25 protein-coding genes are annotated in these 26,093 nt (G+C 62.5%); 9 read left to right on the top strand and 16 right to left on the bottom strand.

Translation table 11 applies throughout. The features are described 5' to 3' along the window. The first annotated feature begins 220 nt into the window (after positions 1 to 220). Positions 221 to 490, top strand: a complete 270-nt coding sequence (locus ACYQ47_RS10440; protein ID WP_459905333.1) for a hypothetical protein — start codon at positions 221 to 223, stop codon at positions 488 to 490. Between the two features lie 213 nt (positions 491 to 703). Here the strand turns inward: ACYQ47_RS10440 and ACYQ47_RS10435 are convergent, their stop codons facing one another. The 10 genes from ACYQ47_RS10435 to ACYQ47_RS10390 form a co-directional block, all read right to left on the bottom strand. Beyond that, complete coding sequence (locus ACYQ47_RS10435) at positions 704 to 1,564, bottom strand: MOSC domain-containing protein (protein ID WP_459905332.1); 861 nt, start codon at positions 1,562 to 1,564, stop codon at positions 704 to 706. Between the two features lie 92 nt (positions 1,565 to 1,656). After that, the gene (locus ACYQ47_RS10430; protein ID WP_459905331.1) at positions 1,657 to 2,664 is read right to left on the bottom strand and encodes a Gfo/Idh/MocA family protein; all 1,008 of its coding nucleotides are present in this window, start codon (positions 2,662 to 2,664) and stop codon (positions 1,657 to 1,659) included. Positions 2,665 to 2,689: 25 nt separating this feature from the next. Then, positions 2,690 to 3,622, bottom strand: a complete 933-nt coding sequence (locus ACYQ47_RS10425; RefSeq protein ID WP_250527747.1) for an electron transfer flavoprotein subunit alpha/FixB family protein — start codon at positions 3,620 to 3,622, stop codon at positions 2,690 to 2,692. Continuing rightward, on the bottom strand, positions 3,622 to 4,371 hold the full coding sequence (locus tag ACYQ47_RS10420) for an electron transfer flavoprotein subunit beta/FixA family protein (protein ID WP_459905330.1): 750 nt from the start codon (positions 4,369 to 4,371) through the stop codon (positions 3,622 to 3,624). Before ACYQ47_RS10420 ends, ACYQ47_RS10425 begins: the two co-directional genes overlap by 1 nt. Before the next feature lie 30 nt (positions 4,372 to 4,401). Next, on the bottom strand, positions 4,402 to 5,361 hold the full coding sequence (locus ACYQ47_RS10415) for an ABC transporter permease (RefSeq protein WP_459905329.1): 960 nt from the start codon (positions 5,359 to 5,361) through the stop codon (positions 4,402 to 4,404). A 7-nt stretch (positions 5,362 to 5,368) separates the two neighbouring features. Continuing rightward, positions 5,369 to 6,868: a sugar ABC transporter ATP-binding protein gene (locus tag ACYQ47_RS10410; RefSeq protein WP_459905328.1), complete on the bottom strand. Its 1,500-nt coding sequence runs from the start codon at positions 6,866 to 6,868 to the stop codon at positions 5,369 to 5,371. Positions 6,869 to 6,884: 16 nt separating this feature from the next. Next, positions 6,885 to 7,904 carry an ABC transporter permease gene (locus tag ACYQ47_RS10405; RefSeq protein ID WP_459905327.1) on the bottom strand — a complete coding sequence of 340 codons (1,020 nt, stop codon included), beginning with the start codon at positions 7,902 to 7,904 and terminating at the stop codon, positions 6,885 to 6,887. Then, positions 7,901 to 8,980: a sugar ABC transporter substrate-binding protein gene (locus ACYQ47_RS10400; RefSeq protein WP_459905326.1), complete on the bottom strand. Its 1,080-nt coding sequence runs from the start codon at positions 8,978 to 8,980 to the stop codon at positions 7,901 to 7,903. Before ACYQ47_RS10400 ends, ACYQ47_RS10405 begins: the two co-directional genes overlap by 4 nt. A gap of 81 nt (positions 8,981 to 9,061) precedes the next feature. Further along, the gene (locus ACYQ47_RS10395; protein ID WP_459905325.1) at positions 9,062 to 10,735 is read right to left on the bottom strand and encodes a GMC family oxidoreductase; all 1,674 of its coding nucleotides are present in this window, start codon (positions 10,733 to 10,735) and stop codon (positions 9,062 to 9,064) included. Positions 10,736 to 10,819: 84 nt separating this feature from the next. Then, positions 10,820 to 12,328: an aldehyde dehydrogenase family protein gene (locus tag ACYQ47_RS10390; protein ID WP_459905324.1), complete on the bottom strand. Its 1,509-nt coding sequence runs from the start codon at positions 12,326 to 12,328 to the stop codon at positions 10,820 to 10,822. 193 nt (positions 12,329 to 12,521) lie between these two features. Between ACYQ47_RS10390 and ACYQ47_RS10385 the strand changes: the two genes are divergently transcribed. Then, positions 12,522 to 13,205, top strand: a complete 684-nt coding sequence (locus ACYQ47_RS10385) for a TetR/AcrR family transcriptional regulator (protein ID WP_250494666.1) — start codon at positions 12,522 to 12,524, stop codon at positions 13,203 to 13,205. A gap of 40 nt (positions 13,206 to 13,245) precedes the next feature. Here ACYQ47_RS10385 and ACYQ47_RS10380 read toward each other — a convergent pair whose 3' ends face one another. After that, positions 13,246 to 14,778: an acyl CoA:acetate/3-ketoacid CoA transferase gene (locus tag ACYQ47_RS10380; protein WP_459905323.1), complete on the bottom strand. Its 1,533-nt coding sequence runs from the start codon at positions 14,776 to 14,778 to the stop codon at positions 13,246 to 13,248. A gap of 202 nt (positions 14,779 to 14,980) precedes the next feature. Between ACYQ47_RS10380 and ACYQ47_RS10375 the strand changes: the two genes are divergently transcribed. From ACYQ47_RS10375 to ACYQ47_RS10345, 7 genes are read left to right on the top strand one after another with little or no spacing between them, the layout of a single operon-like run. Next, positions 14,981 to 16,126 carry an acyl-CoA dehydrogenase family protein gene (locus ACYQ47_RS10375; protein ID WP_244830549.1) on the top strand — a complete coding sequence of 382 codons (1,146 nt, stop codon included), beginning with the start codon at positions 14,981 to 14,983 and terminating at the stop codon, positions 16,124 to 16,126. Next, entirely contained in the window at positions 16,123 to 16,902 is a 780-nt protein-coding gene (locus ACYQ47_RS10370; protein WP_310392124.1) for a 3-ketoacyl-ACP reductase, read from the top strand. The genes ACYQ47_RS10375 and ACYQ47_RS10370 overlap by 4 nt, the downstream gene beginning before the upstream one ends. 7 nt (positions 16,903 to 16,909) lie before the next feature. Further along, positions 16,910 to 18,079 carry a dihydrodipicolinate synthase family protein gene (locus tag ACYQ47_RS10365; RefSeq protein ID WP_310392122.1) on the top strand — a complete coding sequence of 390 codons (1,170 nt, stop codon included), beginning with the start codon at positions 16,910 to 16,912 and terminating at the stop codon, positions 18,077 to 18,079. A gap of 37 nt (positions 18,080 to 18,116) precedes the next feature. After that, positions 18,117 to 18,968, top strand: coding sequence for a sugar phosphate isomerase/epimerase family protein (locus ACYQ47_RS10360; protein ID WP_310392120.1), 852 nt, complete (start codon positions 18,117 to 18,119; stop codon positions 18,966 to 18,968). A gap of 18 nt (positions 18,969 to 18,986) precedes the next feature. Further along, the gene (locus tag ACYQ47_RS10355; RefSeq protein ID WP_310392118.1) at positions 18,987 to 19,967 is read left to right on the top strand and encodes a Gfo/Idh/MocA family protein; all 981 of its coding nucleotides are present in this window, start codon (positions 18,987 to 18,989) and stop codon (positions 19,965 to 19,967) included. Next, entirely contained in the window at positions 19,954 to 20,232 is a 279-nt protein-coding gene (locus ACYQ47_RS10350; protein ID WP_459905322.1) for a hypothetical protein, read from the top strand. The genes ACYQ47_RS10355 and ACYQ47_RS10350 overlap by 14 nt, the downstream gene beginning before the upstream one ends. 38 nt (positions 20,233 to 20,270) lie before the next feature. Next, positions 20,271 to 20,696, top strand: coding sequence for an acyl-CoA thioesterase (locus ACYQ47_RS10345; RefSeq protein ID WP_459905321.1), 426 nt, complete (start codon positions 20,271 to 20,273; stop codon positions 20,694 to 20,696). A gap of 74 nt (positions 20,697 to 20,770) precedes the next feature. Here the strand turns inward: ACYQ47_RS10345 and ACYQ47_RS10340 are convergent, their stop codons facing one another. Genes ACYQ47_RS10340 through ACYQ47_RS10320 form a run of 5 tightly spaced genes read right to left on the bottom strand, consistent with a single transcriptional unit; the run spans position 20,771 to position 26,078 of the window. Then, entirely contained in the window at positions 20,771 to 21,544 is a 774-nt protein-coding gene (locus ACYQ47_RS10340) for an SDR family NAD(P)-dependent oxidoreductase (protein ID WP_459905320.1), read from the bottom strand. Positions 21,545 to 21,566: 22 nt separating this feature from the next. Further along, positions 21,567 to 22,328, bottom strand: a complete 762-nt coding sequence (locus ACYQ47_RS10335; RefSeq protein WP_459905319.1) for an SDR family NAD(P)-dependent oxidoreductase — start codon at positions 22,326 to 22,328, stop codon at positions 21,567 to 21,569. Positions 22,329 to 22,377: 49 nt separating this feature from the next. Beyond that, positions 22,378 to 23,376 carry an ABC transporter permease gene (locus ACYQ47_RS10330; RefSeq protein ID WP_244830564.1) on the bottom strand — a complete coding sequence of 333 codons (999 nt, stop codon included), beginning with the start codon at positions 23,374 to 23,376 and terminating at the stop codon, positions 22,378 to 22,380. Positions 23,377 to 23,392: 16 nt separating this feature from the next. Next, a complete protein-coding gene (locus ACYQ47_RS10325) occupies positions 23,393 to 24,910 on the bottom strand; it encodes a sugar ABC transporter ATP-binding protein (RefSeq protein ID WP_250527739.1) in 1,518 nt (505 codons plus the stop codon). A gap of 58 nt (positions 24,911 to 24,968) precedes the next feature. After that, on the bottom strand, positions 24,969 to 26,078 hold the full coding sequence (locus tag ACYQ47_RS10320; protein ID WP_244830568.1) for a sugar ABC transporter substrate-binding protein: 1,110 nt from the start codon (positions 26,076 to 26,078) through the stop codon (positions 24,969 to 24,971). Positions 26,079 to 26,093 lie beyond the last annotated feature (15 nt).

Here is a 26,093-nt window from a genome sequence, read left to right as displayed (position 1 = left end):
TTTGCGTCCGTTCAAAGCGACGGTACAACACGCTCCCTCGAAAAACCACGAGCGATGAATCGTCTACCGCGTCGAAGATAATCCGCCAGCAAATTTATCCGGTTGACAACGCTTTTTGGCCAGAGAAACCTGACGTTGTGCAATGCACCAATTTGGCTGAATCGCGGCAGAAGCCAGGAATACACGTCACGCCGCTCAACGTTCATCTTCGAGGTCCGTCATGCGACTTTCCATCCTGCTGGCTGCACTCACGACCTGTCTGACCTGTACGGCACGCGCAGAAAATCCGGCTTCGCCACAAGACTCGGCCATGTACCTTTCGAGTGTCGTCGGCAATTCGCAGATGAACGCAAATCCGCAACTGTTGCAGCCAGTCAGCGCGTCGTCGGACAAACCATGCACGTCACCCGGAAGACGGGTTCAGCGGGACATTCGTGGGTCGATCGACGGTGGCTCGCGCTGCGACAATGCAACGGCCACCGCGTTCTAACGACACGCGCGAAGCAGCGTGTTCGACGATTGCGACGCGTGCATCACTTTAGGTGTAACTGCTCGACGACAAGCGCAGGACAACGATTTCGCTCGGAGGCCGCTCAAGTGCGAGCGCGGAAACGGCCCTAGCATTGCTCGATGCATCGCGCACCTTCGCGCCGCCAAAAACTAGCACGCGCAATGCCGCGCTAAAGAGGAAGAGGGACGCGCCTCAAAAGTCGTCGGAGAAACTCAGTTCATAGTCGACGCTCGCGCCCACGCGCAACTCACGCCCCGCGCCGTCAAGAGCAATCGCGTTCTGCCCGAACGTGAGGCCGCCATCTACACGAGCATTAGCGCGCCAGCCCATCATCACGTCGAGCGGTTCGTTGGGCCATTGCGCGTCGCGCACGCCGTGCGTCTGATCGACCGTCGTGATCGGACAGCGCGCGCACGGCTTCACCATGCGCAACACGATGCCATCGACCGAGATCGTATCGATGAAGTCTTCCTCGAAGGCGTCGAGACCGCTCAAGACGACATTGGGCCTGAAGCGATTCATCGGCACGCGCGGCGCGCCCTTCGCTTCGAGACGCGCGTTGAGATCGTCGAGCGAGGCGTGGTTGGTGACGAGCAGCGGAAAGCCATCGGCGAATTGCGTGGGTGCGTCGGCATCGCGCGTCCACGTCTTGCTCACGAGGCGCGTGACGTCGTCGGCAAAGCGCACGAGCCGCACGGGAACGCCGAGGCGTGCGGAGAACCAGCGCGCGGCGCTCACGCCTTCGTCTAACGCCTCGAAGTGATCGCGCCAGACATTCACGGCAACGCGCGCCGGGTCTTTCGCGCGCGCAAGCGGCACTTCGAGCGGTTCCGCAGTATCGGGGGAATTCAGCACGAGCGCATCTGCCGTGAGCGTTGGAACGATGCGCGCCATCGCCGGGAATTCGCGTTGCGAGACGAAGCGCCCGCTTTCTTCGATGACCATCCAGTGGCGATCCCACGAAAACCCGTGAACGGCGAGCTGCACGCAATCGAGTGCGATTGCGCCGCATGACTTGACTGGATAGACGAATAGCGCGCTGATGGTAGGCATGATCGGGGTGTTCGATGGCGCGAACCGCTCATCTGGAAAAGCCTCATTGTCCCGTGCTCATATTGTTCCGGCAAGCGGTGCGTTCATACGCTTTATAACCGCTTCCCCGCATCCGCCGTGACGCGCTCGATCAACCGCTGCACACGAAGCGCATCATCGCCGCTGACGCTCGGCGCGCGATCATCCCGCACGGCATCGAAAAAGTCCTTCAACAATGCACGATGCGCGGCGTGCGAGAAGTCCATCGGCTTCGCACCGAAGCCCGACGACGAAGGATCGCGGAACTCGTCGATGCTTCCATCGCGGAAAAACACGCGCAAGTGCCCGCCTTCGAGCGTTGCCGTGCCTTTATCGCCGATTAACTCGATACGCTCCGGAAAGCCCGGAAACGCCGCCGTGGTTGCAAGAAGATGACCCACGGCGCCGCTCGCGAACGTAAGCGAAGCGCTTGCAAAGTCCTCGGACTCCATCGTGTGCAACGCGGTGGTCGCGGTAGCCGCCGCGACCGAGGACACATCGCCCGCCAGCCACAGAAGAATGTCGAGCGAATGAATTGCCTGCGTCAACAACACGCCACCGCCATCGCGCGCATAAGTGCCACGGCCCGGTTCGTCGTAATAGGATTGCGGCCGCCACCAGCGCAGATCGAGTCCCGCGCATGCAATCGAACCAAGCGCGCCACTCGCCTTCACTTCCGCCAGCCGCTGCACGGCGGGACGAAAGCGATTTTGAAACACCACACCGAGTTTGCATTCCGCAGTACGGCAGATATCGACGATGCGCGTGGCGCGCGACATCGACACATCGAGCGGTTTCTCCAGCATCACGTGCTTGCGCATTGCGGCGGCCTGTTCGACCAGTTCGAGATGCGTATTCGGTGGGGTGAGGACGAGCATGGCGTCGATGGTCGCGTCGTTCAATATCGCATCGATAGACGCGCCGACAGGAAACCCGTGCGCGCTGGCGAACCGTTCTACTCGTTCAGGCGAACGGCCGACGACCGCCACGACCTCCACCTCCTCACGCAATTCATTCAATGCGAGCGCGTGAGGCGTTGCAGCCAATCCAGCGCCGACCATCGCGATTCGAATTTTGCGCATCGAGCCTTCCTTGGGCGTTGATATGTCACACGATTGTCGTCAGCTCCGGAACGGCTTCGAAAAGATCCTGAGCCAGACCATAATCCGCGACGCTGAAAATAGGCGCTTCCGGGTCCTTGTTAATGGCGACGATGACCTTGCTGTCCTTCATGCCGGCTAGATGCTGAATTGCGCCCGAGATGCCGACCGCCACGTACAACCGCGGCGCGACAATCTTGCCCGTTTGACCCACTTGATAGTCGTTCGGCACGTAACCGGCATCGACCGCCGCGCGCGATGCGCCCAGCGCAGCACCGAGTTTATCAGCGAGCGGTTCGAGCACCGTCGTGTAGTTCTCGCCATTGCCGAGGCCGCGTCCACCCGATACGATGATCGAAGCCGAAGTCAGTTCCGGCCGATCCAGCTTCGTGACTTCACGGCTGACGAATGACGAGATGCCAGCGTCGGCTGCCGCTTCGATCTTCTCGATCGATGCACTGCCGCCTTCTGCTGCCACCGGATCGAAGCCCGTTGCACGCACCGTGATGACCTTGATCGGATCGCTCGATTGCACCGTCGCGATAGCGTTGCCCGCATAGATTGGACGCTCGAAGGTATCGGCACTGTCGACGGCGGTGATGTCGCTGATCTGTGCGACATCCAGATGCGCCGCGATACGCGGGGCGATGTTCTTGCCATAGGCCGTCGCGGGCGCGAGGATGTGCGAATAGTCCTTCGCGATATTCAGCACCGTGCCCTCGACATTCTCAGCCAGACCTTCGGCGAGTTGAGGCGCATCTGCAAGCAGCACTTTAGATACGCCTGCGATCTTCGCTGCCGCATTGGCCACGCCTTGCGCGTTCGCACCGGCGACCAGCACATGAATAGCGCCGCCGATTTTCGCCGCCGCCGCTACCGTATTCAACGTCGCCGCCTTGATGGACGCGTTGTCGTGTTCCGCAATTACCAGAATCGTCATCAGATCACCTTCGCTTCGTTCTTCAACTTCTCGACCAGCGTCTTCACGTCCGGCACCACCACGCCCGCCGAACGCTTCGGCGGTTCCGCGACTTTCAGCGTCTTCAGTCGCGGCGTCACGTCAACGTCAAGATCAACGGGCTTCAAAGTCTCCAAAGGCTTTTTCTTTGCCTTCATGATATTGGGCAGCGTGACATAGCGCGGCTCGTTCAGGCGCAAGTCGGCCGTCATCACCGCAGGCAGCTTCAACGTCAACGTTTCGGCGCCGCCGTCGATCTCGCGCGATACCGTCGCCTTGCCGTCCGTCACCACCACCTTCGATGCAAACGTCGCTTGCGGCAACCCAGCCAGCGCGGCGAGCATCTGGCCGGTCTGATTGCAATCGTCGTCGATAGCCTGCTTGCCCAGAATCACGAGCTGCGGCTGTTCCCTGTCGATGAGCGCCTTCAGTATCTTCGCCACGGCGAGCGGTTGCAGTTCATCGCCGGACTCGACCAGAATGCCGCGATCCGCGCCAATCGCCAGCGCGGTACGCAAAGTCTCCTGGCACTGCGCGACGCCGCACGATACCGCGACGACTTCCGTCGCCACACCTGCTTCGCGCAGGCGCACGGCTTCTTCCATCGCGATCTCGTCGAAGGGATTCATCGACATCTTTACGTTGGCGAGTTCGACGCCGCTGCCGTCGGACTTGACGCGCACCTTCACGTTGTAATCCACCACTCTCTTCACTGCCACGAGGATTTTCATGAGCTAACCGTCCTTCAACGAATGCAAGTATCACTTGATGATCAACACCTTCGACCGATCGAAAGCCACGGTGACGGCGACGATCAGGATCAGACCGAACACGATCTGCTGCGCGAATACGCTGATGCCGACGAAGGTCATGCCCACGCGCGCCACCGACACCAGCAGTGCACCGACGAGCGTCCGTCCAATGCCGCCCGCGCCGCCCGTCAGCGCCGTGCCGCCGACGATCACGGCGGCGATGGCCGGCAAAAGGAATTGATCGGCAAGCGTGGGCGAACCGCTTCCAAGACGCCCTGCCATCACGACGCCCGCCAGTCCCGCGAAGAACGACGAGGTGCCGAACACGAGGCACTTCGTGACCGACACGCGCACGCCCGAGGCAATGGCGGCGGGTTCGCCCGCGCCGATGGCATCGGTGCGACGGCCGAACACCGTCGAGCGATGCAGGAACAGGCAGAACAAAAACACGGCCACGCCAAGCAGGATTTCATGCGGCACGCCGAACGACGTACCCGTGGTCCATCCAAGCGATGCATTGCGCATCTCGTCGCTGATGCCGATGGAACGCGTACCCGACAACGTCAACGCCGCCGCCGATGCAATGCCGCCGACCGCGAGCGTCGCGATGAACGAGGGAATGCGCAGCACAGTCTGAATGACGCCGCTCAAAAGCCCGATGCCGAACGAAGCCGCAAGCGCGATCACCGCCGCCATCGCGCCGTAACGCGGCAGCAGCATCGCGACGATCACGCTCGACAAGGACGCCACCGCCTGCAACGAAAGGTCGATGCTGCCGAGCAAAACCACGAATGTCGTGCCGGCCGCCATGATGAAAAGCGTCGAGCTATCGGCAAGCAAACCGAGTTGTGTCGATGGCGCGAGAAAGCTCGGCTGTGCAAGCTCGATCAACACGTAGAGCACGACGAGTGCGAGAAACGGCGCGTTGTCGCGCAGCTTCGCCGCAAGGGGAGCGTTCAGTTGTGGCATATCGACCTCAGACCATGTGTTCGACGATTTCGACCTGCGAAGGCTTGCGCCCGACTTCGCACGGCAGGATTTTTTTGGCGCGGCCGTCGCGCATCACCATCACGCGGTGACTGAGGCCGAGGATCTCTTCGAGCGTGTCGCCGGTCAGCACCACCGCCACGCCGTCCGCCGTCAGTTCGCGGATCAGCTGATAAACCTCTTCCTTCGCGCCGACATCGAGACCGCGTGTCGGATGATCGAGCACGAGGATTCGGCTGCCCGCGAAGCGCCATTTCGCGAGCACCACTTTCTGCTGATTGCCGCCAGAGAGATTGCGGCACGACGCATCGGCGCCGGGCGTCTTGATGTGCAGACGTTCGATCCATTCGTTGGCAAACGCACGCTCGCGCGCCTTCTTCACGATGCCGCCACGGCTCACCGCATTGAGACGCGGCAAGGTCAGGTTTTGCGCGACGCTCATTTGCGTGACGAGACCTTCGACCTTGCGCTCGCGCGGCACGTAGCCAATGCCCAATGCAACGGCATGATTCGCATGCGGCTTCAGATGCGTGCTGCCCACCAGCACTTCGCCGCGATCGAGCTTTTCGAGTCCCGCGATGACGCGGCACAGTTCCTCGCGCCCCGAGCCGACCACGCCTGCGACTCCGAAGACTTCGCCGCAGCGGACATCGAAGGACACGTCATCGAGCACATGTCCGAGCGACGCGTGACGCACCGAAAGCGCTACATCGTCGCGGCAAGGCTTCTGCAGATTCTCGCGGTAATACTCGCCATGCAGCGTACGGCCCACCATCAGTTCATGCAGCTTCGTCACCGACGCCGTTCCCGACGCCATCTCGGACACGACCTTGCCGTCTTTCATGACATACACGCGATCGGAAAGTGACAACAGCTCGTCGAGCCTATGCGAGACGAACACGAACGAGGCGCGCGACTTCAGTTCGCGCACGAGGCCGAAGAGAATCTCGATCTCGCCTGCTTCGAGCACGGAGGTCGGCTCATCGAGCAAGATGATCGGCGTGCCGCCCGTGCGACTCGCCAGCGACAAGGCGCGCGCGAGTTCCACCATCTGCCGCTGACCGAAGGACATGTCTTCGCAGAGCGTCAATGGATCGATATTCAGACGCACGGTCGCCAGTTCCTTCTGCGCCGCGCGCTTGAGCTTCGACCAGTTGATGCGGCCGAAGGTCACGAACTGTTCTTCGCGCCCGAGAAACAGGTTCTCCGCGACCGTCAGGTTCGGCAGGATCGACTGCTCCTGATACACCATGGCGATGCCCTTGGAGGTCGCATCGCGCGGATTGCGAATCACGAGCGGCTTGCCGTTCAGCGTGATCTCGCCCGCATCCTGACGATACGCGCCGGTCAGGAGCTTCATCAACGTGGACTTGCCCGCGCCGTTCTCGCCGATCAGACCGACGATCTCGTTGGGCCGCACGTCGATGGACACATCGTCGAGCGCAAGTACGCCCGGAAAGCGCTTGGTGACATTCTTGAGTGACAGCATGTTCATCTCCTCACGCTCATTTGACGATGCGCCGGCGCGAACGATTCAGCGCGAGCGTTACCGCCGCGATGATCAGCACGCCTTGAATGCCCTGCTGCACGTAAGGCGGAACGCCGAGCAGCACCATGCCATTGCCGAGCACGATGACGATGAGCGTGCCGACGAGCGTGTTCATCGGGCTGCCGTTGCCGCCCGCGAGCGACGTGCCGCCGACCACGATTGCGGTGATCGCCACGAACAACTGACCATCGGCGATACGCGCGTGGCCCTGACCGTATTGCGCGACGGCCAGAATGCCCGCGACGCCATAGAACGCACCGGCCAGCGCGAAGACCGCAATGCGCACGCGCGATACCCGCACGCCGCTCAGACGCGCGAGGTCCTCGCCTCCGCCGATGGCAAGCGTATGCCGGCCGAGCAGCGTGTGCTTGTAGACGAACCACGCGATTCCCAGCACCAGCACCGCGATCCACACCGACAAAGGCAAGCCGAAATAACGCGTGATGGAGATGGCGCGCAACATCGGGTCGCTCACGCGGACGGTGTTTCCCGACAGCCACGCAGTGCCGATTCCCGTCGCCACGAAGCCGACGGCAAGCGTCGTGATGAACGAAGGGATGCGCAGGAACACGTGCAGCACGCCATTGGCGAGGCCGAGCAGCGCGCCCGCCGCGATCGCCACGGCGAGCACCCACAGCCCGTAGTGGTTATCGTTGTACGAGTTCTCGACCAGCATCGACACGGCAATCGCCGCGACCGCGACGATGCCTTCCGCCGACAGGTCGATGCTGCCGAGCTGAATCACGAACGCGGCGCCCAAGGCGATGGTCAACGGAATCGCCGCGCCCACCGCGATTCGCGACAGGTTCATCGGATCGAAGAAATCGTGGTTCAGCGCGCCGATGCAAAGACCGAGCGCCACCAGCACCAGAACGGGTGCGAAACGTCGCAGCAAAGCCTGCTTCGATACCAATGGAGTCCCGGTTGTTGTTATGCGGACGGCCTGCCGGGTGGGCGCCACGGTCAACTTGTTCATCGATAAATCACCGGACCCGACACGCGGGCATAGAGGTTGTTCCAGTCACCGCCAGGCGCGGCCGCCCGCTTGATGACGTCCTGGACGTTCGCCTTCGTCACGAACGTGGCCTTGCAATACGATTCTCGCCGGTCCTTCGGCAAGGCGGCCACGTCGATCTTCTTGTCCTTCGCCTGCAAGCCCATCGACAAGCCGATGCCGCCAAGCCAATACGGGTCCCAGTCCACCGACGCGATCAGTTCGCCCGCCTTGATCGCGGCGAGTCCGGGCGGCGTGCCGTCCATGCCCGTCACCGGCATCTGGCCCGCGAGCCCCTCGGCGCGCAACGCTTCGATGGCGCCGAGCGCCATGTCGTCGTTCGCGGCCCATACGCCCTTGATCTTCGAGTTGAAGCGCGTCATCCACGCCTGCATGATCGGAAACGCCTTTTGCGAGTTCCAGTCGGCCACCTGGAAGTCGAGCAACTGGATGTCGGGGAACTTCTTTAGCGCGGCTTCGAGACCGGCCTTGCGCTCGATCGCCGGGACATTGCTGAAGATGCCGCCGAGCGCAACGACGCCGCCCTTGCCGCCCATCGCCTTGAAAAGTTGCGTCGCCGCTTCCTCGCCGTACGCGACGCCATCGTAAGAAAGATGCGCCACGTAGTTCGGGTTGTTGTCCCACGGATGCAAGTCCTTCGGCTTGTTCCAGATCGTCGTCACGAACGCGCCCGCCTTCGAGCAGGCTTCGACGATCACGCGGGCATCGGCGGAGTCGTTGGGATCGACGTTGAGGACGAGGTTGCCGTTGGTACGTTGCAGGAGCGCGCGAATGTCGGCAATGCCTTTCTCGGAGCTGCCTTCGGTCGTCAGCGGTACATAAGGCAGGCCGGCGCTCGCGGCAAAGCCCTGCGCGCCCTTGTTGAATGCCGCGTGATAGGGATTGGTGAGCGAGCGGAACGAACAGGCGAGCGTCGTCTTGTCCGCGCCGAGCGACAGGCTCGAAAAGCCGCCGCCCGCCACCGCGAATGCGGCTCCGGCGCCCAGCCTCATGAAGTCCCGGCGCGAGAAAGCCGTGCGTTGATGTTGTTCAGACATGATGTCTCCCACGAATGTAATAAATAGACGGATAGTTATTTATGGCTCGAAGAATCCGATGCTGCCGAACCCTTCAGGCGCCTACGCCACGCTCACGGTGGCGTCGTGCAGCGAGCGGCCCGCGTGCGCCGCCAGTTGGCCCGTCGCGGGCGCCTTCGCCGCAACGAGTCCGCGAATCAGGTCCGAGGCTTTCTCCGCGATCATCAGCGTCGGCGCATTCGTGTTCGAACTGACGATACGCGGCATCACCGATGAATCCGCCATGCGCAGCCCTTCGATGCCATGCACGCGCAACTGCGGATCGACCACGGACATTTCGTCGATACCCATCTTGCAGGTGCCGACCGGGTGATAGCCCGTGCGTCCGTATTGCTTCGCGTACGCCTCGTATTGGGCCTGCGTGCGTACCGAGCCGCCCGGAAAGTGCTCGCTCTTGATGTACTTGGCGAGCGCGTTCTGACTCATGATTTCGCGGCTCTGACGAATGCCCTCCACGGCCACCTTGAGATCGTGAGGATCGCGAATGTAGGCAGGATCGATGACCGGTGCATCGGCGGGATCGGCGCTGTGAAGCGTGACGTTTCCACGGCTTCTCGGACGCAGGAAATACGAGTTCAGCGTGCAGCCCGAACCGGACGGCACCGGCGGCACGCCCGCTTCCACGCCCGCGCCCGGCAGAAAATGGAACTGCAGGTCGGGCGTCGGCACGTCGCTGGCCGAATACCAGAAGGCGCCGCCTTCCGCGATATTCGATGTCACCGGTCCCTTGTTGAAGATTTTGTATTCGAGACCGGCGAGCAGCATCATGTGCTTCTTCGCATACTTGTCGAGACTGTACGGACCGTTCAGCTCATAGACGATGTCGATGTCGAAGTGATCCTGCAGATTGGCGCCGACGCCGTCGAGTGCATGCAGCGGCTCGACGCCGACGCGTTCGAGATCCGCCGCGCGGCCGATGCCCGAGAGCATCAGTATCTTGGGCGAACCGATTGCACCCGCCGTCACGATCACCTCGCGCTCGGCGCGCGCCACGATCACATTCGAGCGCGCGTTCTGATCGGCATATTCGACGCCCACCGCGCGACCGTTTTCGATCACGATGCGCGACACGAGACAGTTCGTCTTAACGGTGAGGTTGCCGCGCGAGCGCGCCTGTTGCAGATAGCCGACCGCCGCGCTGCAACGCCTGCCGCCGCGCTGCGTGACCTGATACACGCCGACGCCTTCCTGCTGCGCGCCGTTGAAGTCGCTGTTATACGGCAGGCCCGCTTCCTGACCCGCCAGCACGAAGGCCTTGGTCAGTTCGTTGACGCTGATGAGATCGGACACGCCGAGCGGCCCGCCCACGCCGTGATATTCGTTGCACAAGCGCTCGTTGTCTTCCATGCGCCGAAGGTAAGGCAGGACGCCATCGCGAAAACCCCAGCCCGTGCAGCCTTCGCGTTCCCATGCGTCGTAGTCGGCGGGTTGGCCGCGCGTGTAGACCATCGCGTTGATGGAACCGCCGCCGCCGAGCACGCGGCCTTGCGCGAACGGAATTTGCCGCCGTTGCGTTTCCGCCGCCGCGACCGTGCGATAGCCCCAGGTCAGCGGGCCGCTCGTCATCTTGAAGAAGCCGACCGGCATATGGATGTACGGGTCGGTATCGGCGGGACCGGCTTCGAGCAGCAGCACACGGCTGCTCGCGTCTTCGCTCAGACGCGCCGCGAGCGCACAACCCGCCGCGCCGCCGCCAACGATCACAAAGTCATACATTGCTGTCTCCGATTCTTTGTTCGCCACGAGTCGCGCGTGGCCGTCCGCGCGGCTCTCGAAGGCCGCTCTCGTGAACCACTCGCGCTATGCGATCCAGCGCGGCCGATTGCCAAGCTGCACATGCACGGACTTGATCTCCGTGTATTCCTCGACGCCGTAGCGTCCCGTCTCGCGGCCGATACCCGACTGCTTGAATCCGCCGATGGGCATTTCCGGTCCGCCGGTAATCGTGCAATTGACCCAGATGCGTCCGGCTTGCACATCGCGCAGAGTCTTGAACGCGCCTTGCAGGTCGCGCGTCCAGATGCTCGCCGCGAGACCGTACGGCACGCCGTTCGCGAGTTGGATAGCCTCCTCGAAACCGTCGAACGGCGTCACCGAAAGAACCGGCCCGAAGATTTCGTCCTGCGCGAGCGAACTGCCCGGCTGTACGTTGCGAAACACCGTCGGCTGGATGAAGAAGCGCTCGCCATCGCTGCTGGCGTTACCGCCGCAAACGAGTTGCGCGCCGTCGTGCGTGCCTGCATCGATAAAACCGCGAATCTTGTCGAACTGCCGCGCCTCGACGATTGCACCGACATGATTCGACGCATCGAGCGGATCGCCCATGCGCACCTTGGCAAGCACCGCGCCGATACGATCGACGAGCTCCGCTTCGACCGAGCGATGCACCACGAGCCGGCTGCCCGACACGCAGCACTGTCCTGCGTTGAACGCGATGCCGAAGGCGATGGCGTCGGCGGCGTCGTCGAGATCGGCATCGGCGAACACGATCTGCGGATTCTTGCCGCCGAGCTCAAGCCCGACCTTCTTCATGTTGCCGCCCGCCGCCGCGAGGACCGAACGGCCCACTTGCGTCGAACCGGTGAACGAGATCATGTCGACGTCCATGTGTTCGGCAAGCGCCTGCCCGACCACCGGACCGAGACCGGTCACGACGTTGACCACGCCGTCGGGCAGACCCGCTTCGGTGAGCAACGCGGCGAGCTTGAGCGTCGTGGTCGATGTCAGTTCGGACGGCTTGACGACCACCGTGCATCCCGCAGCCAGCGCGAAGGGCAGACGCTCCGAAAGAATGAAGAACGGAAAATTCCACGGCGTGACGATGCCGACGACTCCCACCGGCTGACGCATGACCAGCCCGAACATGTCGGCCCCGAGCGTGTCGTGCGAGTCGCCATGGACCACGCGTGCAAGGCCCGCCGCATATTCCCAGATGCCCGCGGCCGCCGTGACTTCGCCGCGCGACTGGCCGACAGGCTTGCCGCTTTCGAGCGTTTCGAGATACGCCAGCGTCTCGACGTTGTCGCGAATCAGGCGCGCGGCTTTCAAAAGGACCGTTGCGCGTTGCTCGCCGGATAAGCGCGACCAGCGGCCATCGTCGAAAGCGCGGCGGGCAGCGGCAACCGCTTTATCGAGATCGCCGGATGACGCACGCAGCGTCGCGGTGACGCCCACGCCGTGCCCCGGACTCTTGCGCGTCACCCATTCGGCGGATGAGCCCGCATGACTTTTTCCGTCGATGTACATCGGCGTGCGCAGCGGCTCGTCGGGAAGATGCAGCGAGGCTGCGAGTTCGCTCAAATCACTCATATCCGTCTCCAATCAACATTTCCGCGGTGCGCCCGGCATTCGCTGCAAGCGTGAGAACAAGGTCACTGCCTCACGTCAACGGAACCCATTCTGCACCATCCGGTTACTTCCGTACAAGCCGATTTTTGGTTTATAGTCCCTGACATACCGAGTGCCTTCTGGCATCCCGACCGCTCATCCTTCGACCACGCACATGACCCTCACCCCCGCTACGCCGAGAAGCGCATCCAAGTCCGCCGAAGCCGTCGCCACCCGTCAACCCAGACAGCGGGACCCCGAAGTAACGAAGGCCCGGATTCTCGATGCCGCGAAGAAAGAGTTCGCCAAGCTCGGCATGGCGGGCGCACGAGTGGAAGCCATCGCCACGCGCGCCAAGGCCAACAAGCGGATGATCTATCACTACTTCGGCAGCAAGGAGGAGTTGTTCGTCGCGGTGCTCGAAGACGTGTATGCCGACATCCGCTCCGCCGAACTCAAGCTCGACCTCGACCATCTCTCGCCCGAGGAAGCCATCGTCGCGCTCACCACGCATACCTGGAACTACTACCTGAAGAACCCCGAGTTCATGACGCTCGTGAACAGCGAGAACCTGCATCGCGCGCGGCACGTCAAGAAGTCGCAGCGCTTCAAGGAATTGCACCAGGGCTTCATTTCGATGCTGCAACGTATCCTCGATCGCGGCGTCGAAGCGGGCGTGTTTCGTAGTGGCGTCGATGCGCGGCAACTGCATATCACCATGGCTGCCATCGGCTATTACTACCTCACGAATCGCTTCACGAGCGGCGTGATCTTCGACATCGACTTCATGGACAAGGCTGCACTCAAGAGCCGTCTCGACTTCAATATCGACACCATCCTGAGGCTCGTGCGGCCTTGATAACAGCACGGCGAGCAGCTTGGGAAGCGGCGTTGCCATGTCACGCCACCTTCTCTTGCGCCGCCGACATACGCGCGAGCAACGCTGCATCGACGAGCGGACGAAACGCCATGCGCGCCAGCACGTCGCGCTCCATATCCAAGCCGTCCGCAACCTCGATCAGCCGCACGCCTTCGGCTTCCAGCCGGAACACCGCCCGCTCGGTCACGTAAAGCACTTCCTGCGCGCTGCGCAATGCCTGCTCGCCGCTGAACGTGATGTGCTGCACGCGTTCGACGAGCTTCGGCACGCTGCCCGGCGACACGATCTTCAAGCGCGTTCCCGCCTGTTCGACATCCAGCCCTTTCGCCTCGAAACTCCCGCAAAACACGATCTTGCGTGCGCCTTGCGTAATGTCGATGAAGCCGCCCGGCCCGACGACCGTCGACCCGAGCTTCGACACGTTGATGTTGCCTGCGCCATCCATTTCGCCCATGCCGAGAAAGGAGACATCGACGCCGCCGCCGCTGTAGAAATCGAATTGATCGACACTCGACAGAATGGCGTGCGCATTGCGCGCGGTGCCGAACATGGGGCCGTCGAGCATCGCGCCGTTGTGAATGCCCTGCTCGACCGATCCCCAAAACGTGCCGAGACGCCCTTGCTCCGCGAGCAGCGCGGGAATGCCGCCCGGAATGCCGAAGCCGAAGTTGGCCGATTGTCCTTCGTGCAGTTCGAGCGCCGCGCGTGCCGCGATGATGCGGCGAATGCCCGTCGGCACTTCGTAGAAGCCTTCGCCGATGGTACACAGCGCTTCACCGCTCAAGGCCGCGTCGTAGTCCGACACCACGCATTGCACTTGCTCCGGTGTCTCCACGAGCGTGTCGACGAGAATGCCCGGAATGCGCACGAGCCGCGCCGGCACGTAGCCTTCCGGGGCGCGCTCCTTCACCTGCACGATCACGCGGCCGTCGCTGTTATGCGCGGCGAGCGCGGCGGCGTAGACATCGAGGTCGGCCGGTTCGCGGCGCAGCGTGACATTGCCGCTCTCATCCGCCGATGAACCGCGCACGATGGCGAAGTCCACCTTGAACGGCTTGTAGCGCAGGAATTCGCGGCCATCGAGTTCGATCAGCTCGACGAGGTCTTCGCTTGCGCGCTCGTTGATCTTCCCGCCATCGATACGCGGATCGACGAAGGTGCGCAGTCCCACATGCGTGACGAGTCCGGGCCGCCCCGCGCCAATCTCGCGCAGCAACGTGCTGATGGCGCCGGCGGGAAAGCTGTAGGCCTCGAAGGCGTTGTCGCGAGCGAGCTTCTGCATGGCGGGCGCCCAGCTCCAGTGTCCGCCGATCACGCGTTTGACCATGCCCTCATGCGCAAATCGGCCGAGGCCGCTGCCCTTTGCGTCACCGATGCCGAGCGCGTGGACGATGGTCAGATCGCGCGGATGTCCCGTCTCGAGAAAGCGCTTTTCGAGTTGGGCAAGCACGGCGTCGGCTTCGAGCAGCCCGCCGCCGGAACCCGCGAGTGCGATGGTCGCGCCATCGAAAATCTGCCCGACCGCAGCGGCAGCATCCGTCCACTTGTTCACTGAAAGCTCCTTTGGGAAGCAGCCGCAAAAGCCATTGACAGCGGCCATTCGTTGGTCTTAAATAACCCACCAGATGGTTACTTGCTGCGAATGTTGGCACACGAAACCTCTGAATTCAAGCGGTATTTCGACTGGCTGCGGGTAAACCTTCAACGCAAGTCCTGCCGCAAATATCTGATCTGACGATAGGCATGGAGACAACATGAGACTCTCGGAAACGCACGAGCAAATTCGCGACACGACGCGGCGGTTTGCGCAGGAAGTCATCCGGCCGCTGGCCGAGGAACTGGATCGCGAAGAGCGTTTTCCAGCGGAGATCTACAAGCAGATGGGCGAACTGGGACTCTTCGGCATCACCGTGCCGGAGCAGTTCGGCGGCGCGGGAATGGATGTCACGGCTTACGCGCTCGTGATGGAAGAGTTGTCGCGCGGCTATGCGTCGGTGGCGGATCAATGCGGCCTGCTCGAACTCGTCGGCACGTTGTTGAGCGCGCATGGCAGCGACGCGCAACGTGCGAAGTACCTGGAGTCTTTGCTGCGCGCCGAGTTGCGTCCGGCCTACTGCATTACCGAATCCGACGCGGGAACGGACGTTTCCGGCATCCGCACCACGGCCACGCGCACCGCCGACGGCTGGGAACTCAGCGGCGCGAAACTGTGGATTCATAACGCGCCCGTCGCCGACCTCGCCTTCGTGCTCGCGCGTACCGACCCGGCTGCGGGCAAGCGCGGCATGAGCATCTTTATCGTCGATTGCCACTTGGCGGGCGTATCGAAGGGGCCGAAGGAACACAAGATGGGACAGCGCGCATCGCAGGTGGGCGAGCTTCATTTCGACCGCGTGAAGCTTGCCGAAGACGCGCTCCTCGGACAAGAAGGACGCGGCTTTCACATGATGATGAGCGCGCTCGACAAGGGCCGCGTGGGCATCGCCGCGCTCGCGGTCGGCATTGCGCAGGCGGGTCTCGAAGCGGCGCTCGAATACGCGCAGACACGCAAGCAGTTCGGCACGCATATCGCCGAATTCCAGGGCATTCAGTGGATGCTCGCCGACATGGCGAAGGACATTCAGGCCGCGCGCCTGCTCGTGCACGATGCCGCCGCGCGCCTCGAATCCGGCGAGCGCGCGAGCATCGCCTGCTCGATGGCCAAGTGCTTCGCGGGCGACACGGCCGTCAAGCACAGCGCCAACGCCGTGCAGATATTCGGCGGCAGCGGCTACATTCGCGGCTACGAAGTGGAGCGGCTTTATCGCGACGCGAAGATCACGCAGATCTACGAAGGCACGAACCAGATTCAGCGCACGATCATTGCGCGCGATCTGATCGCGAACGGAGCATCGTTATGAGCGCGCGTCCCGTTGCGCTCGTCACGGGCAGCCGGCGCGGCATCGGCCATGCGATTTCCGTCGAACTGGGCCGCGCGGGCTTCGATATCGCGCTGACCGACGCCGTGGCTTCCGACGAACTCGATCGAGCCGTCGCCGATGTCGAAGAAACCGGCGCGCGTGCCATTGCCGTCGTATCCGATCTAGCGGATATCGCCTCGCATCACGCCACGCTGAACGATATCGAAACGCGGCTCGACGCTCCTATAGATTGCCTCGTGAACAACGCGGGCGTGTCGGTCATGTCGCGCGGCGATCTGCTCGATGTAACGCCCGAGAGCTTCGACCGGTGCATGGCCATCAACACACGCGGCACGTTCTTTCTCACGCAGGCTTTTGCGCGGCACTTTCTGTCTCGCATACGCAAGAGGATGGCGGCGCATCCGAGCGTCATCACGATCACCTCGTCGAATGCGGTCGCGGCGTCGCCCTTGCGCGGCGAATATTGCGTGTCGAAGGCGGGATCGTCTATGGCCACGACGCTGTTTTCGCTGCGCCTGGCCGAACACGGAATCGCCGTCTACGAAGTGCAGCCCGGCCTGATCGAGACCGAGATGACAGCGCCTTCCCGCGCGCGCTACGACGCGCAAATGGAGCAAGGGCTCACCGCCATAAAACGCTGGGGCACGCCGCGGGAAGTGGCGACGGCCGTGCGCTCGCTCGCGACCGGCGGCTTGCCATACAGCGTCGGACAGGCCATCCGTGTCGATGGCGGCTTACTCGTCAACAAATACTGAACCGCATATGAACTCAACGCTCAAGCTGCCGACCTCGCTCGGCACGATAGAAAGCTACCGTCTGCAAGGCACACCGCTCGATGTGCGTACGCCCGCGCGGCCGTTCAATCGCATCGCGTATTCGGCGGCGCATGTCGTGGCCGATCCGCTGCGCGCGGGTGAACTGAACGCGCCACCCGCCATCGACTGGGAACGCACGCTCGACTATCGGCGCTATCTCATCAAGCAAGGTCTCGGCATTGCCGAAGCAATGGACACCGCGCAACGCGGCATGGGTCTGACGTGGAACAGCGCCCTCGAACTCATCACGCGTACCATGGAAGGCACGCGCGATATTCCCGGCGCGTCGATCGCATCGGGCTGCGGCACCGATCACGTCTCGCCCGGTTCGATCACCAACTGCGATCAGGTCATTCGCGCCTACGCCGAGCAACTCGAAGCCGTGCAGCGCGTCGGCGGACGCGTCATCCTCATGGCAAGCCGCGCGCTCGCGCGAGTCGCGCGCTCGAGCGACGACTATCGGCGCGTCTATCGCGAAGTGCTCGCCATGTGTAACGAGCCCGTGATTCTGCACTGGCTCGGCGAGATGTTCGATCCGGAACTCGCCGGCTACTGGGGCGAATCGTCGTATGAGCGCGCGGCGCAAGTGTGCCTCGATGTGATCGGCGACAGCGTCGATCATGTCGATGGCATCAAGATTTCCCTGCTCGACGACGCCAAGGAAATTTCCTTCCGGCGTCAGTTGCCGCCCAAGGTGAAGATGTACACCGGCGACGACTTCAATTATCCAAGTCTGATTGCGGGCGATGAACGAGGCTTCTCGCATGCGCTGCTCGGCATCTTCGATGCGATTGCCCCAGCCGCTTCGCAGGCGCTCGCCGCGCTCGCCAACGACGACCTCCATACATTCCACACGCTGCTCGCGCCGACCGTGCCGCTGTCACGCCATATCTTTCGTGCGCCGACGCAGTATTACAAGACGGGCGTCGTATTCCTCGCGTATCTGAACGGCTTTCAGGACCACTTCTTCATGCTTGGCGGCCACCACGGCATGCGTCCGCCCGCCTATCTCGCCGAGGTCTTTCGTCTTGCCGATCAGGCCGGCCTGCTGCGCAATCCCGACGACGCCATCGGCCGAGTGCGGAAGGTCATGGCAGCGCTCGGTTGCGCCGAGTAATCGCGGCGGATCGTCTTCGACATCACACGAGATCAACATGAGAAACCTGCAGGGAAGACTCGATCTGTGCTCGATCAACACCGCGACGCTTGGCCATCGCGAGGCGTTGAGCGTCACGATCGACCGCATCGCCGCAGCGGGATTTGGCGGCATCGCGCCGTGGCGTCACGAGGTGGAGAACGCGAACGTCGCCGACATCGCGCAGCAGATCAGGGCGCTCGGGTTGAGCGTCACGGGCTATTGCCGTTCGACATATCTGCCGGCGGCGAATCGCGCGCAATTCAAGGCGAATATCGAAGCGAACAAGGCAGCCCTGCGCGATGCCGCGACACTCGGCGCACGCTGCTTCGTGATGGTCGTCGGTGGTTTGCCCGAGGGCAGTCGCGATCTGAATGGCGTGCGCGCACAGGTGATCGAAGGCATCGCCGAATTGCTGAATACGGCGCGCGAGTGCGGCGTGCCGCTCGCGCTCGAACCGCTTCATCCGATGTACGCGGCGGATCGCGCCGTGCTCAACACGCTCGCGCAGGCGCTCGATATCTGCGCTCAGGTCGATCCCGGACATGGCGGCTTTCTCGGCGTTGCCGTCGATGTCTATCACTGTTGGTGGGACCCGGCGCTTCAGGCATCGATCGCGCGGGCCGGACAAGACGATCGCCTGCTCGCGTTTCATGTATGCGACTGGTTGCGCGAGACACGCGATCTGTTGCTCGATCGCGGCATGATGGGCGATGGCAGCATCGACCTGGCGGCCGTGCGCAGTGACGTCGAGCAAGCCGGATATGACGGACTCGTCGAAGTCGAGATTTTCTCGAAAGAAAACTGGTGGCGGCGCGATCCGGACGAAGTGCTGCGCATCTGCGCGGATCGCCTGCAAACAGTGTGCTGACTGCGAAGGACAATCATCATGCAAGAGACAGTTCGTTGGGGCGTGCTCGGCGCCGCGAAAATCGCCGACAAGTTCGTGGTGCCCGCCATTCAGCGGTCGTCCAATGGCCGCGTGGTGTGCGTGGCGGCACGCGATCGCGAGCGCGCGGCCGCTTTCGCTGCACGACACGACATCGCACACGCATATGCAAGTTACGACGAAGTTCTCGCCAGCGATCAGGTCGATGCCATCTACATTCCGCTGCCAACGGCGAGTCACTTCGAGTGGTGCAAAAAAGCGCTTCTCGCCGGCAAGCATGTGCTGTGCGAAAAGCCCATCGCCATGACGGCTTCGCAAGTTCGGGAGTTGATCGCGCTGCGCGATTCGACGGGTCTCGTCTGTGGCGAGGCGTTCATGGTGGCGCACCATCCGCAATGGGCGTTTGTGCAGGAGTGCATCGCGCGCGGGACACTTGGCGAACTGCGGCTCGTGGAAGGCTCCTTTACGTATTTCAACGACGATCCCCATGCACTCAAAAACGATCTCGCATTGGGCGGCGGCGGTGTGCGTGATATCGGCGTCTATCCGGTCGTCACCACGCGCATGGCGACTGGTCTCGAGCCGCTTGCGATCGGCGCGGACATCACCATCGATCCGCGTTACGGCACCGACAAGCTCGCGGTCTGCGACCTCACGTTTTCTGGCTTCGATCTACACTTTTACTGCGGCACTCAACTCGCGCGCCGCCAGCATATGATCTTTCATGGATCGAAAGGCTGGCTCTCGCTCGATGCGCCGTTCAACCCCGGCGTATACGGCGACGCGAAGGTTCATATCCGTCTGGATGGAACGGGCAAAGCGGAGACTATCGAGTTCGGCGATGTCGATCAGTATCAGTCGATGGTCGAAAACTTCGGCGCGGCGGTGCTTCGGCCGGGCGAACCGCTTTCATTTACGCTCGAGAATTCGCTCGGCAACCAGCTTGTGATCGACGAGGTGCTCTCTCATGCCAACCGCTAGCACGACCATGACCAAGAAAGCGACGTCGATGATCGACGTTCAGCAACTTCGCGAAACGCGCGCGCTGGCGGCCGCGTGCGCCAATGCGGACGACGCTTCCCTGTGGCGCTGGTTTTCGGCGCTGATGGACAGCGGAAAGATTCGCTGGTGCCTTGCCTCGGAGGGCTGGCTCGTGAGTGTGAACCATCGGCACGTGGCGACGGCTGCATCGTTCGATGAAGCGATCCGCATTGCCGAGGATAGCTCCAGTTTTTCTCTCATGTGATGATGTCGCCGACATCTACTTTCGACCGGAGCCGCGACATGACGACAGACAGGACCTTTCATTGCGACAAGCTCGTGCGGTTTCAGCACTGCGATCCTGCCGGCATCGTGTTCTATCCGCAATACTTCGTCCTGTTCCATGAGGTGCTCGAGGACTGGTTCAATGACGGACTGGGCGTGGATTACGCACATTTCATCGGCACGCAAAGACTCGGCATTCCCACGGTGCATATTCAGGCGGATTTCGTCGCGCCGAGCAAGCATGGACAGACGCTTCGTTGCTCTCTGAACGTCCGCGATCTGGGCAGAAGTTCGATCAAACTCAGTCTTGAAGCTGCGGTCGAAGATGAGTTGCGCGCGAAAATCGAGCAGACCGTCGTGCTGTTTTCGTTCGACGATCAGACTTCGGTCGCGCTGCCGGAAGACTTGAGGCAGCGCATGATGCAGTTCGCGGCGCAGGATTGACCTTGAAAATCCACGCCGCGCGCATTGCCAAGGCTTGATGCGCCAGCGCGTTACCTGAAGACAGCGACCGCATCTCACCAGCAAAGATAACCGCCGTCCGCCACGACGATGGACCCAGTCATCAAACTCGCGGCGTCGCTGGCAAGGAACAGAATGACGGACGCGATTTCGTCCACGCGTCCGAGGCGGCCCATCGGTGTGCCGCCTACCCAATACTGTCGCAAGTTCGGGTCCATCGATACCTTCCTGACGAGATCGGTATCGATATACGTCGGCGCAACCGCGTTGACCCGCACACCGCGCGATGCCCATTCCACCGCGAGCGAGCGCGTCAGATGATGCACCGCCGCCTTCGACGCGTTGTAGTTCGCCTGCTCCTGCGGTCGCGTCGCGATGAACCCCGCCATCGAACCGACGTTCACGATTGCCCCGCTGCCGCGTTCGAGCATCGATCTACCGAACGCGCGGCAACAGCGAAACAAGCCATTCAGATTCACGTCGAGGACCTTGTTCCACACCTCATCCGACATCGTCTCCGCCGGCTCGTTTGAGATGGCGATGCCCGCGTTGTTGACGAGAATGTCGATCGCGCCGATACGCGCGGCAATGTCATCGTGAATGCGCTGCGGCGCGGCCGGATCGGTCACGTCGAAGGGCACGCCGTGAGCCGCGAAGCCCTTCGTGTTCAAAGCATCGACGGCGGCAGCGAGCGCGGCGGGATCGAGATCGGTGAGCACGACTTCGGCGCCTGCTTCGGCCAGCGCTTCGGCTGTCGCCTGGCCGATGCCGCGCGCCGCGCCCGTTACGACCGCGCGCTTGCCATCGAGTGTGAGTTTGTCGAGATACATGGAATCTGCCTTGAGAAACGAGTCAACTCAGCACGATCCCGCCGCACACGTTGAGCGATTGTCCGGTCACGAAAGCGGAGGCATCGGAGGCAAAGAAGCACACCGGCCCGGCCACGTCTTCGGGTTGTCCGAGCCGCGCGAGCGCGGTCTTGTCGACCCACTGCTTCGCGATTGCAGGGTCCTCGAGATTCGTGCGCCCCATGTCCGTCACGATGATGCCCGGACACACCGCGTTAGCCGTGATGCCGAACGGGCCGATCTCCTGCGCGAGCACGCGCGTGAAGCCCATGACCGCCGCCTTCGATGCCGAGTAATGCGCTTGCAGCGGCGCGCCATGCTTGCCGCCAATCGACGCGATATTCACGATGCGTCCGTACCCGCGCGCCTTCATGTGCGGCAACAAGGCTTGCGTCACGAGGAACGTGCCTTTCGCGTTGACGTCGAGCACCGCGTCCCATTCGTGCTCGGCGAGTTCATCCACCGACCGTGCGATCAGAATGCCCGCGTTATTGACGACGGCGTCGACCTGACCCGCCTGAGCGACGGCCGCCGCGATCATGTCCGTTACCTGCTGTTTGTCGCTGACATCGGCATAGAGCGCGAACGCGCGCCGCGACTTGCCGCGAATCTCTTTTGCCACGCCTTCGAGCGCATCGCGCTGCCGTTCGATATCGTTGACGACGACATCGAAGCCATCGTCGGCCAGTCCCAACGCGAGCGCCCGGCCAATGCCCCTGCTCGCGCCCGTCACCAGCGCCACCCGTCCATTCGATGCTTTGCTCATGATGATGTCCGACTCCTTGTTTCGTGAGGTATTCGTGCACGTGAGGCGATTAGCGGAAGAAGCGAATCTCGCCGCGTAAGACCGCCAGCCCGACAGCCGCGATCATCACGATGCCGCGCACGATGTTCTGCAAATAGAACGGCGCGCCGATCAGATTCAGGCCGTTATCCAGCATGCCGATGATGACGACGCCGACCAGCGTGCCCTGAATGGTCGCGCGTCCCGGCTTGAATGCGGTCATGCCGAGGAACACGGCGGTGAGGCTGTCCATGAGGTAAGCATCGCCCGCACCGGATTGACCCGTGCCGAGTCGCGCGGTCAGCATCACGCCGCCGAGCGCCGCGCCCGCCGCCGACAGCACGAGCGCCGTGACACGCGCGCGGTTCACCTTGATGCCCGACAGACGCGCCGCCTGAATGTTCGCGCCCGTCGCGATGACGCTGCGCCCGAGCCGCGTTCGATTGAGCAGCACGTAAAAGACGAACACGGTAACGAGCGCAATCACGATAGGCATCGGGATCACGCCGAACACCGTGCCCTTGGCAATGGCGTAGAAGCTGTCGGGCATCTGCGCATAGATCGAATCGCCGCCGGTGTACGCGTAATTGACGCCGAGCGCGATGGGTCCCATCGCGAGCGTCGCGATCAGCGAGGGAATGCGCAGCATGGTCACGAGCAGGCCGTTGACGAGCCCGATCACGACGCCCGATACGATTGCCACCGCAATGGCAAGCGGCACTGGCAAGTGCGCCAGCACGAGCATGCCGGCGACGAGTACGCCCGCGAGACTCGCTGCCTGACCGATAGACAAGTCGAATTCGCCGCTCGCCACTGCCACGGTCAACCCCGACGAGATGACCATCAGCACGGAGATCTGCACGAGCACGTTGCTGATGTTGTCGATCGACACGAAGCGGTCGGTGCCGAGCGCGAACGCGATGAAAATGATCACCGCCGCCGCGACCGTGCCCCAGCGGCTCGCGAGATGACTGAAGTCGAAGCTGCGTGGCGCGTGAGCGGCGGGGTCTTCGGATCTTTTGGCGGCCAAGGTCTGTCCTTTCATTTCAGTTCACCTCGAGCAAGAGTCTTGCTTCGGAAAATTCGGTGCGGTCGAGACATTCGCCCACCACGCCATCGGCGATGCAGTAAATGCGGTCGCATAGCTTGAGCATTTCCTCGAACTCGGCGCTCGCAATCAGCACGCTCGCGCCCGCCTTGACCAGTTCGTGAATCAGCGCATAGATTTCCGCCTTGCTGCCGACATCCACGCCTTCGGTCGGATTGTCGAGCAGCAGCAGCGGATGCTTCGCCGCGTGACTTCGGCCCATGCGAATCAGCCAGCGGCCGAACGCGACCTTCTGCTGATTGCCGCCGGATAGCTGAAGCACGTCCTGCCCGATGCCGCTGCACTTGATACCCAGTTGCTTCACGGTGTCGTGCGCGAGCCCGCGCATGAGCGTGTGCTGCATGAAGCCGCCGCGGCTCGTTTGTTCGAGCGTGCCGGTCATCAGATTCTCTTCGACGGTCAATCCCGGAAAGAGCGCCTTGCGCAAGCGCTCATCGGCGACCAGGTACACGCCACGGCCGATTGCATCGGCGACATCGCGCGGCAATCCGCGTTTGCCATTGACGATGCATTCGCCCGTGACCTTCGCGCTCATCGATCCCGCGAGCGCTTCCAGCACGCCGGTCTGCCCGCCGCCCATCACGCCTGCAATGCCGACGATCTCGCCCGCATGCACGACGAGATCGGGCACATCGAGATTGCCGATGCGCGCGTCTTGAATGCGCGTCGTGACAGTGTCGCGAGACGCGGAAGACGACCAGTTCTGATCCTCGATCCTGCGTCCGACCATCAGATGCACCACTTCTTGCAACGTCGTTTCGGCGACGAGGCCATCGTGCACTTTTGCGCCGTCCTTGAGCACGGCCACGCGATCGCACTGCTCGAAAATCTCGTTCAGGTGATGCGAGATGAAAAGAATCGACAAGCCGTGCGACTTGAGATCGCGCAGAAAGCTGAAGAGCTTGCGGCTTTCGTTGAGCGTGAGCGAGGCGGTCGGTTCATCGAGAATCAGAATGGCGGGCTCGCTCACCAGCGCCTTCAGGATGTCGAGAATCTTGTTCTCGCCGAGCGTGAGATCGCCGCATTCCCGGTCGAGATCGATATCGATGCCAAAGCGCTGCGCGAAGCGGCTCGCTTCGACTCGCAAGGCGCGCGAGCGGATCAGGCCGCCGCTCAACGGTTCGCGTCCGAGCATGATGTTCTCGGCGGCGGTCAGCGTCGAGATGACCGCGATCTGCTGATGCGCCACCGCGATGCCCGAGGCGAGCGCGTCGCCGACGCTCTTCATCGAGACCGGCTTGCCGTCGATAGAGAGCGTGCCTGCATCGGCTTGCTGCGCGCCGCAAATGATCTTGACCAGCGTGGATTTGCCCGCGCCGTTCGCGCCGACGAGCGCGAGCATTTCGCCGCCCCACAAGTCGAGATCGACGCCGCGCAGCGCCGGATTGCCGTGGAAGCTCTTTTCCACGCCACGAGCGCTCAGGCGAGGGGTTCCCTTCGCCAGATTGTCATTCATGTGTCTGTCTCCTGACACGGCGGGCCGGCGTAAATACGCGCGGCCGGCCCGCCGCCCATCACATGCCGGCCACGGCGCGGTCGCGATAGATGTAGTACAGATCTTTCGCGTTATAGGTCGGCTCGTTCGGCCCGGGAATATTCACGCCGCGCACCAAGAGAGGCGCGGGAAATTCAACGGTTGGAACCGGCACGAGCTTCTTCGCGTCGCCACCCTTCGCCACGATCTCGTTGATGAGCCAGCCGGTGTAGGCGCCCCAGACTTCAAAGGCCTGCGCCGTCGTGCAGATCAACGGATAGTTCGGCTTGCGCATGCGGTCGAGTGCCGTCGGATGCCCGTCGTGGCCGATCACCATGATCTTGTCCTGCATGCCGCGCGACATGACGACTTCTGCCGCCGCCATGGCCGGTTCGTCCCACGGGCACCAGATCACATCGAGATCCTTGCCGTAGGTCGTGAGCCAGTCGTTGACGGTGTTCTGCGTCGCCTCGTAGAAACCGGAATACTGGATCACGCGTTCGTTCTTGAGCGAAATCCATTCGTTTTCCGTGAGGGCCGTCTTCATCACCTTGCCGCGCTTGCGCGTACCGTGGTGAAAGTTCGCGATGATCGCGCACATGTTGGCCTTGGTCTTGCCCTGGGCCAATAACGTATCGATCATGAACTGCGAGGTCTGCGCGCTCATTGCGTAGTTGTTGCTGGTGATGTCCGCAATGGCGGGCGCCTGCCATCCCGAGTCGAGACTGAAGAACGGAATCTTCGATGCCGTGAGGTGATCGAGCGCGCTCTTCGCCGCGGTCAACGTGCCGTACAGCACGAGAATGGCATCGGACTTCGCGGTGATCGCATCCTCGATCTGGCTCACGAGCTGACCCGGATCGCCCTTTGCATCGGTCTGCTTGATCTGCCAGGTCTTGTCGAGACCCGACTTCTTGAGCCACTGCTGCAGGCCGTTCCACGAGCGCTGGTCGGATTGCGCGGACATCTGCTGCGCCACCACCGCGATCTTCAGCGGCTTGCCGCCTTGCGGCGACGATGCCGGCGTTTGCGCGTGGGCGCTCGTCGCCCCGAACAGCATCTGGGCGAACTGCGTACCGCCGACGGCGGCCGCCATGCCGAGCAGACGGCGGCGCGAGAACTCCGGTTCCTGGCTGTTGCTGTCTTCCATGTTTGTCTCCTGTTC

This window comes from Caballeronia sp. HLA56, from assembly GCF_054655155.1.
The sequence above is the reverse complement of the archived record's forward strand: the minus strand, read 5'-3'. Positions and strand labels throughout refer to the sequence as shown.